This is a genomic window from Acidovorax sp. HMWF018 (genome assembly GCF_003061035.1).
Lineage (GTDB): Bacteria > Pseudomonadota > Gammaproteobacteria > Burkholderiales > Burkholderiaceae_C > Acidovorax > Acidovorax delafieldii.
The window spans coordinates 3,854-12,193 of record NZ_QAIM01000201.1; the positions used below are offsets into that span (position 1 = coordinate 3,854).

7 protein-coding genes are annotated in these 8,340 nt (G+C 67.1%); 2 read left to right on the top strand and 5 right to left on the bottom strand.

Annotated elements, in window-relative coordinates; translation table 11 throughout:
* Together DBR23_RS07365 and DBR23_RS07370 are read left to right on the top strand one after the other, a co-directional pair.
* Positions 1-2,522 (top strand): circularly permuted type 2 ATP-grasp protein (locus DBR23_RS07365; protein ID WP_233250318.1); only part of this gene is annotated, 2,522 nt, incomplete at its 5' end.
* A gap of 2 nt (positions 2,523-2,524) precedes the next feature.
* Entirely contained in the window at positions 2,525-3,505 is a 981-nt protein-coding gene (locus DBR23_RS07370) for a transglutaminase family protein (protein ID WP_108497805.1), read from the top strand.
* Here DBR23_RS07370 and DBR23_RS07375 read toward each other — a convergent pair.
* The 5 genes from DBR23_RS07375 to DBR23_RS07395 all read right to left on the bottom strand — a co-directional run bounded on the left by DBR23_RS07375 (position 3,471) and on the right by DBR23_RS07395 (position 8,303).
* Entirely contained in the window at positions 3,471-4,430 is a 960-nt protein-coding gene (locus DBR23_RS07375; RefSeq protein ID WP_108497808.1) for an alpha-E domain-containing protein, read from the bottom strand. The genes DBR23_RS07370 and DBR23_RS07375 overlap by 35 nt on opposite strands.
* 2 nt (positions 4,431-4,432) lie before the next feature.
* Positions 4,433-5,965, bottom strand: coding sequence for a circularly permuted type 2 ATP-grasp protein (locus DBR23_RS07380; RefSeq protein WP_108497806.1), 1,533 nt, complete (start codon positions 5,963-5,965; stop codon positions 4,433-4,435).
* A gap of 92 nt (positions 5,966-6,057) precedes the next feature.
* Positions 6,058-7,239 carry a putative zinc-binding metallopeptidase gene (locus DBR23_RS07385; RefSeq protein ID WP_108497807.1) on the bottom strand — a complete coding sequence of 394 codons (1,182 nt, stop codon included), beginning with the start codon at positions 7,237-7,239 and terminating at the stop codon, positions 6,058-6,060.
* Between the two features lie 183 nt (positions 7,240-7,422).
* Complete coding sequence (locus tag DBR23_RS07390; protein ID WP_056066545.1) at positions 7,423-7,740, bottom strand: BON domain-containing protein; 318 nt, start codon at positions 7,738-7,740, stop codon at positions 7,423-7,425.
* Positions 7,741-7,910: 170 nt separating this feature from the next.
* Positions 7,911-8,303: a hypothetical protein gene (locus DBR23_RS07395; RefSeq protein WP_056065917.1), complete on the bottom strand. Its 393-nt coding sequence runs from the start codon at positions 8,301-8,303 to the stop codon at positions 7,911-7,913.
* Positions 8,304-8,340: the final 37 nt, after the last annotated feature.

Genomic DNA, 8,340 nt, shown 5'->3' on the forward strand with positions numbered 1-8,340 from the left:
CGGACGCCCCCGGCGCTGCCACTGCACCAGCCACTCCCAAATCAATAGCAAACAAGCCAGATATCACTAGCGCCTGGGGCCAATTCTTTGATCAATTGGGGCCCGAGGGCTTCCAGGACCTGGACCGGCGCATGCAAAGCCTGCAGCGCCAGGTGCGCGACAACGGCATCACCTACAACGTCTATGCCGACGCCGACGGCCCGCAGCGGCCCTGGTCGGTGGATCTGTTCCCGCTGATCCTTTCGCAGGGCGACTGGGCACACATCGAGCGCGGCGTGCTGCAGCGCGCGCGCCTGCTCAACCGCGTGATGGCCGATGTGTATGGCCCGCAGGAGCTGCTGCGCAAAGGCCTGCTGCCCAGCGCGCTGGTGCAGGGCCACCCGGGCTACCTGCGCGCCATGCATGGCGTGCAGCCCGTGGGCGGCACCCATTTGCACATCGCGGCGTTCGACATGGCGCGTGATGCGCAGGGCGACTGGTGGGTGGTGACGCAGCGCACGCAGGCGCCCTCAGGCCTGGGATATTTGCTGGAGAACCGACTGCTCATCTCGCGCCTGTTCCCCGAGGCGTTCAGCCAGATGCATGTGCAGCGCCTGGCCGCCACCTACCGCGCACTGCTCGACGGGCTGCGGCAGATGAGCCCGGCGGGGGCGGATGCGCGCATCGTGCTGCTCACGCCCGGCCCCTACAACGAGACCTACTTTGAGCACGCGTACCTGGCGCGCTACCTGGGTCTGACGCTGGTGGAGGGCAACGACCTCACGGTGCGCGACGCACGCCTGTACCTCAAGACGCTGCACGGCCTGCAGCCGGTGCACGGCATCCTCAAGCGCCTGGACGACGAGTTTCTGGACCCACTGGAGCTGCGCAGCGACTCGCGCCTGGGCGTACCAGGCCTGCTGCAGGCCATCCGCGCGGGCAATGTGCTCGTGGCCAATGCGCCGGGCTCGGCGTTCCTCGAATCGTCGGCGCTGCTGGGCTTCATGCCCGCGCTGTCGCGCCACCTGCTGGGCGAAGAGCTGGCCCTGCCGTCGCTGCCCACCTGGTGGTGTGGCGAGCGCTCGGCCATGCAGGCGGTGCTGCCGCAGCTCGCGCACAGCGTAATCCGCCCCACCTGGCCCATGGCGCAGCGCGTGCCCGTGCTGGGCGGTGCGCTGTCGGCGCAAGACCTGGCGCAGTGGTCCGCACGCATCGAAGCCCAGGGCGACGAATACACCGTGCAGGCCCACCTGCCGCTGTCGCAAATGCCCACCTGGCGCAGTGACGCCGCAGAGGGTGCGGGCCAGGACGGTGGCCCCATCGCCCCCCGCTCGGTGATGCTGCGCGTGTTTGCGGTGTGCGACGGCCCCGGCTCGTGGCGCGTGCTGCCGGGCGGGCTGGCCCGCCTGGCCCAGGGCGACAGCGGCATCACATCCATGCAGCGCGGCGGCAGCAGTGCCGATGTGTGGGTGCAGACCGATGGCCCCGTGGACACCACCACGCTGCTGGCCCACAACCAGGCCGCGCCCGCCGTGGTGCACCGCAGCCGCCAGGTGACCAGCCGCGCGGCCGAAAACCTGTTCTGGCTGGGCCGCTACACCGAACGCACCGAGAACGTCACGCGCCTGGCGCGCATCACGCTGCAATGCCTCAATGGCGAGGACCAGACCTCGCAGCCGCTGCTGACCTGGCTGAGCGCCATGGGCGTGAGCCAGGGGCTCGTGCTGCCGACCGTGCCTGCGGCCGGGCAGGCACGGCGCGTGTTCGAGCGCTCACTGATCGCCGGGCTGACGCAGCCCGCGCAGGTGACCAGCGTGGGCTTCAACCTGCGCGGTATCTTGGGCGCCGCATCGGCCGTGCGCGACCGTTTGTCGCAGGAACACTGGAACCTCATCGTGCGCGCCGAGGCGGAGTTTTTTGCGCCCCGCACCGGGGCCGAAGACGACGGTGACTATTCGCCGCTGGACGCGCTGCGCCAGCTGGAAGTGCTGAGTGGCCACACCGCAGCCATGACGGGCCAGCAGACCGACCGCATGACCCGCGACGACGGCTGGCGCCTGCTGTCCATCGGGCGCCACCTGGAGCGCCTGGGCTTTCTGGCCTCGGCGCTGGAAAGTGGCCTGCAGACCGGCGCCGTGCACGATGAGGGCGGCTTCGAGGCCATGGTGGCGCTGTTTGACAGCACCATCACCTTCCACGCGCAGTACCAGCAGCGGCGCGACATGCCCGCCCTGCTGGACCTGCTGGTGATCGACCGCGACAACCCCCGGTCGCTGGCCTGGGTCGCACAGACGTTGCGCGGGCGCATTGCCAAGATCGAAGCGGCCGCCGGTACGCCCGGCGAATCCGCCGCCACGGGCATCCCTGAGGCGTCCGACCTGTCGCTGGTGGCCCTGTGCGCACAGGACGCCGAAGGCCGCCATGCCGCTCTGGAGGAATATCTGGGCCGGTGTGTGCGGGGCGTGACGGGCTTGTCGGATGTGCTGGCCACGCGCTACTTCACGCATTCGGCGGATGCACTTCGGCACAGCGTAGGAGCTTGACCATGAAGCTGCGCGTCATCCACGAAACGGTGTACCACTACAGCCCGGCGGTGCAAAACGCCCAGCACATGGCCCATCTGCGCCCGCGCACCGGTGTGGTGCAGCGCGTGCTGACCCACAGCCTGCAGGTGGACCCCGCCCCAACACAGTGCAACATGGTGCAGGACGTGTTTGGCAACACCCGCGCGTTCTTCAGCCTGCCCTTCACCCACGAGCAACTGCGGGTGCGCGCCGAAAGCCTGCTGGAGACCCTGCCCGTGCCCGCCGCACCGCCTGGCGAGCCCTGGGAGGCCGTGCGCGAGCGACTGGGTTATCGGCGCGGCCAGCCCTACCACGCGGCCACCGAGTTCAGCTTTGCCTCGCCCTACATTCCCCGGCATGCCGACTTTGTGGCCTATGCCGCCGAGAGCTTTGCACCCGGCCGCCCGCTGATGCAGGCCGCCCGCCACCTGATGTCGCGCATCCATGCCGACTTTGCCTACACATCCAACGCCACCGACGCGGGCACGCCCGCGCTCGAATCGCTGCGGCTGCGCCGGGGCGTGTGCCAGGACTTTGCCCACGTGATGATCGGCTGCCTGCGCAGCCTGGGACTGGCGGCGCGGTATGTGAGCGGCTACCTGCTGACCGAGCCCCCGCCCGGGCAACCCCGGCTGGTGGGGGCCGATGCATCGCACGCCTGGGTGTCGGTGTGGTCACCGGCAGCCGACGAAAGTGAGGGCGCATCAGACGACAACACCTGGTTTGACCTGGACCCCACCAACGACCGCGCGGCGGGCGAGGACTATGTGACCCTGGCCATCGGCCGCGATTTTTCGGATGTGTCGCCGCTGCGCGGCGTGATCCACGGCGGCGACCACCATGTGCTGCAGGTGGGCGTGACGGTGGAGCCGGTGCCAGCCGCTACGGCCGCTATGGCCGCTGCGCCAGACGCGCCAGATACACCCCTCACACCGCCGCAGGCACCAGGAAGTCCCGGCTGATCCGCGCACCCAGGTCGTTCACCCGCTCCAGGAACTGGGTGAGGTAGGCATGCAGTCCATGGGTCAGGATTTCATCGATGCGTGCGAACTTGAGGTGTGCCAGCAGCCGCCCCGCGTGCCGCTGGGTCTCGGCCGACTGGCCGCTGCCCAGCATGTCGAGGTTGCCCAGCACCTCTTTCATGCAAGCGTGTAGTGAGCGGGGCATGTCAGCCCGCAGGATCAGCAGCTCGGCCACACGTTCGGGTGTGATCACGTCGCGGTACACCTTGCGGTAGGTCTCGAAGCCCGACACGCTGAGCAAGATGGCGCTCCAGTGGTAGAAGTCGTAGTCTTGGTCCTGCGCCGTGGCCGCGCCCATGAAGTCGCTCTGCACCGCGTGAAACTTCACATCCAGCAGCCGCGCCGTGTTGTCGGCCCGCTCCAGAAAGGTGCCCAGGCGCATGAAGTGCAGCGCCTCGTCCTGCAGCATGGTGCCCACCGTCACACCCCGCGAGAGGTGCGAGCGGAACTTCACCCATTCGAAGAATCGCGCCGGGTCCTTCTCCAGTGCACCGCTGGCGATCAGGCGATTCACTTCGAGCCAGGTCTGGTTCTGGATCTCCCAGGCCTCGGTGTTGAGCGCACCGCGCACGGCCCGCGCGTTCTCGCGCGCAGCCTGCAGGCAGGCCACGATGGACGACGGGTTAGACGGGTCCTTGACCATGAAGTCGAGCACCTTGGCGGGCGTCACCTCGCCATGCTGGGCGATGTAGGCAGGCAGCAGCTCGCTGATGGACAGCAAGCCCTGCCAGCCCAGGGTGGCCACCTCGGTCGATTGGGGCAGCAACGCGCTCTGGTAGTTGACGTCTAGCATCCGGGCCGTGTTCTCCGCGCGCTCGGTATAACGGGCCATCCAGAACAAATGATCGGCAGTACGGCTCAGCATGGTCATTCCCTCCCTTGGCTTTGTGTTTGCGTGGACAGGGACGAGGCCTGCGCTGCCGCAGGCTGATCGCCCAGCACCCAGGTGTCCTTGGTGCCACCGCCCTGCGACGAATTGACCACCAGCGACCCCTCCTTGAGCGCCACGCGCGTGAGGCCGCCTGCCACCATCTGCACCTTCTGGCCGCTGAGCACAAAGGGCCGCAGGTCGATGTGGCGGGGCGCAATGCCGCTGTCCACATAAGTGGGGCAGCTGGAGAGGCTCAGCGTGGGCTGGGCGATGTAGCCGTCGGGCTTGGCGATGACTGCGGCGCGGAAGGCCTCGATCTCGGCCCGGGTGGCCGCGGGGCCAATCAGCATGCCGTAGCCGCCCGCGCCATGCACCTCCTTCACCACCAGTTCATGCAGGTGGTCCAGCACGTACCGCAGGTCGTCCGGCTTGCGGCACATCCAGGTGGGCACGTTCTGCAGGATGGGCTCCTCACCGAGGTAGAAGCGGATCATGTCCGGCACATAGGGGTAGATGGACTTGTCGTCCGCCACGCCCGTGCCCACGGCGTTGCAGATGGCGACATTGCCGGCCCGGTAGGCGGACATGAGCCCCGCACAACCCAGGGTGGAGGTGGGGCGGAAGACATCGGGATCGAGGAAGTCGTCATCCACCCGGCGGTAAATCACGTCCACCCGCTGCAGCCCGCGCGTGGTGCGCATGTACACAAACTGGTCCTTGACCACGAGGTCCTGTCCCTCGACCAGCTCCACGCCCATCTGCTGCGCGAGGAAGGCGTGCTCGAAATAGGCGCTGTTGTACATGCCGGGGGTCAGCACCACCACGGTCGGGTCGGCCGCGCCGGCCGGGGCGCTGGCGCGCAGGGTGTCCAGCAGCAAGTCCGGGTAATGCGCCACCGGTGCCACATGGTGCTGCGCGAACAGTTCGGGGAACAGCCGCATCATCATCTTGCGGTCTTCGAGCATGTAGCTCACGCCGCTGGGCACGCGCAGGTTGTCTTCCAGCACGTAGTACACGCCCTCGCCTGCCGCATCCGGTGCCCGCACGATGTCGATGCCGCTGATGTGGGAGTAGATATCGAGGGGCACATGAACGCCGACCATCTCCGGCCGGAACTGGGCGTTGCGCAGGATCTGCTCGGCAGGCACGATGCCTGCGCGCAGGATGTCCTGGCCGTGGTACACGTCGTGGATGAAGCGATTGAGCGCCGTGACCCGCTGCACCAGGCCCCGCTGCATGTGCGCCCATTCCTGCTGCGGAATGATGCGGGGGATCAGGTCGAAGGGGATGAGCCGCTCGGTGCCCGCGCCGTCCTCGTCCTTGGCGCCGTAGACGGCGAAGGTGATGCCCACGCGCCGGAAGATGACCTCGGCCTCGGCGCGCCGCGCCTGCATGGATTCGGCACTCTGGCGCGCCAGCCACTGGGCAAACCGCGCATAGTGGGGCCGTACATCACTGCCCGCCCAGCCTGCCGCACCGCCCAGGCCGGCCAGGGGCAGCCGGGTAACCATCTCGTCGAACTTCTGCATGAGAGCCAATCTCCTGCAAGCCCTCAAGCAAGTTCCAGGCCGTTTTCATGCCCGGCCGACAGCCACCGTCAATATTTCGGCCGAATCGCTCTCTAGCTCCGGTCTTTATTGGCTGTTTTGCTATTCTTTTTGATACCTTGATTCGCAGCCGGCGAGGGTGGCGGCATGGGTGCCATGGTGGCCACAGGGGCAGGACGCGCGGCCGCTGCACGCACCATGTCGTGCACAAAGCGCAGCTTGGCCAGCACCTCACCCGCCAGCGCGAACGGGTAGGCATCAGGTTGACCCAGGCTGCGCGTAAGGCTGTTGAGCAGCAGCGTCAGCGGCACCAGGTGTTGCACCATGGACTGAAAGTCGGGCGCCGGGCTGGCAAAGGGATCGATGGCGCTGCTGCGCTGCGCGCCATAGATACCGGGAATGGTGACCTCGGTGGCATAGCTGGCCGAGGTTTCCAGCAGGTCGATCATGTGCAGGTAGTGGGCCCAGGTTTCAGCCCAGTCTTCCCAGGGGTGGGCGGCGGCATAGGCACTCACATGGTGGTTGGCCCAGTCACTGCCCTCGTTGCCCTTGGCGTAGTGCGCCTCCAGCGCCGCTGCGTAGTCCTGGCGCTCGTCACCAAACATCTGTCTGAAGTCGTCCAGCCGCCCGCCGTCGCGCACCAGCTGGTCCCAATAGAAGTGGCCGGACTCATGGCGCAGGTGACCGATCAGAGTGCGGTAGGGCTCACCCAGCGCGATGCGGCGGCGCGCGCGTTCGTCGTCGTCCGCCTCGGCCACGTTGAGCGTGATGGTCCCACTGTGGTGGCCCGTCAGCACGGGCGGTCCGCCCGGCACCTCGGCCAAAAACTCGAACACCGGACCGGTACGCCCGGGCGCCGGCTCCAGGCCCAGGCGGGCCAGGCTGTAGAACAGCCGCCGCTTGGCCGCTTCGATCTGCATCCAGCGCCCCATGTTGGCGGGCTCGGACAGGTCGGGCATCACCCGGGTCTGGCGGCACGACACACACAGCTCTGCAAAGTCGTTGGCGGGTATCGCAAAGTTGCAGGCTTGGTGGTCCGTGTGGTTGCGGCACATGCGGTACAGGCGCCCGCTGTAGTGGGCACTGCCCTGCCCCCCTTGGCGGCGCCACAGGTCGGCACCGTCCTGCGGTGCAGGGGCCAGGGCAGCCATGGTCAGCACATCGGGCAAGAAGGCCAGCGCACTGCCGCAATGCAGGCACTGCACGCTATCGAAAAACACCAGATGACCGCAATGGTCGCAATTGAATACCCGCATGGTGTGGAGCTTATACCCCGTGGACCGGAGCAGTGAGGAGGAACAACGCACGGCCCCCTTTTGCAGCGCCAAGGTGGGCCCATGAAAAAAGCAGGCCCCGGGACATGCCCGGAGCCTGCTTCAGGATCGAAGCCACTGCGCCAGGGGCGTGGGGCCCCGGGTGCAGGGCGTCAGCCCTACCGGTCAGGGCCGCACAACGATGCTGTTGCGCACTTCGCGCACATGCTTGGTGTTGCGCGCAATGTTTTCGGCCTGGTTCTTTTCAGCCTGCGACTTGGCAAAGCCCGACAGCTGCACCGTGCCATTGAGCGTTTCCACGCTGATGGAGGTGGCAGACACGTTCTTGTCTTCGGCCATCTTGGCCTTCACGGCGGTGGTGATGCCAGCGTCATCCACATAGGAGCCAACTGTTTGCTGTTCGCGGGCCACCGAGCAACCGGTGGCTGTGACGATGGTGATACCGGCAACTGCGGCAAAAGCGAGGGCACGTGCGTATTTCATGGTGTTTTCCTTGTTCAAGAATGGTTGGGAACGCGGGTGCTGGGACATGTTCAGTCCACCGGTCTGTTGCACCCTCCGCGACCGGCGGACTGTGGGAAAAAGGACAGCGCTGGCGCATAGCCAGGCGCTGCGGGCAAGGCACCGGCGTGCAAACACCGGTGTGCTAGCCCTCAGTATGCATTGCGCCGGCGGGACATCCACATCGCCACGGTGGCCAGCAAAGCCCCCGATGCGGCGGCGATGACCAGCGACTTGCCGGGCTGCTCGGCCACATACTTGCCGGTGACTTCGGCTGCCTGCTGGATCTGACGGCGTGCACGCGCGCTGGTCTCGGCGCAGTAGTCGATGCTGCGAGCGGCCAGGTCCTGTGCACGGGCTGCCAGGTCATCAATCGCCGGGTCGGTCTGGCGGCGCAGGGCGCGCACGCTTTCTTCGGCCTTGTCCAGCGACTGGTCAGCGGCAGCCCGGGTGGTCTGCACTGCGTCCTGCGCGCTTTGCAGCACGTCATCGGCCAGGTTGCGAACACCGTGGGTCACTTTGTCGGTAGCGGTCTGAAGGCTCATGGGGAAACTCCTTGGGGTATGGGGTACAGGGGATGCG

What these genes read in the sequence shown, in the direction of transcription:
- DBR23_RS07370 (WP_108497805.1), top strand. Translation starts at nt 2,525, where the DNA reads ATGAAGCTGCGCGTCATCCACGAAACGGTGTACCACTACAGCCCGGCG.
- DBR23_RS07375 (WP_108497808.1), bottom strand. Translation starts at nt 4,430, where the DNA reads ATGCTGAGCCGTACTGCCGATCATTTGTTCTGGATGGCCCGTTATACC.
- DBR23_RS07380 (WP_108497806.1), bottom strand. Translation starts at nt 5,965, where the DNA reads ATGCAGAAGTTCGACGAGATGGTTACCCGGCTGCCCCTGGCCGGCCTG.
- DBR23_RS07385 (WP_108497807.1), bottom strand. Translation starts at nt 7,239, where the DNA reads ATGCGGGTATTCAATTGCGACCATTGCGGTCATCTGGTGTTTTTCGAT.
- DBR23_RS07390 (WP_056066545.1), bottom strand. Translation starts at nt 7,740, where the DNA reads ATGAAATACGCACGTGCCCTCGCTTTTGCCGCAGTTGCCGGTATCACC.
- DBR23_RS07395 (WP_056065917.1), bottom strand. Translation starts at nt 8,303, where the DNA reads ATGAGCCTTCAGACCGCTACCGACAAAGTGACCCACGGTGTTCGCAAC.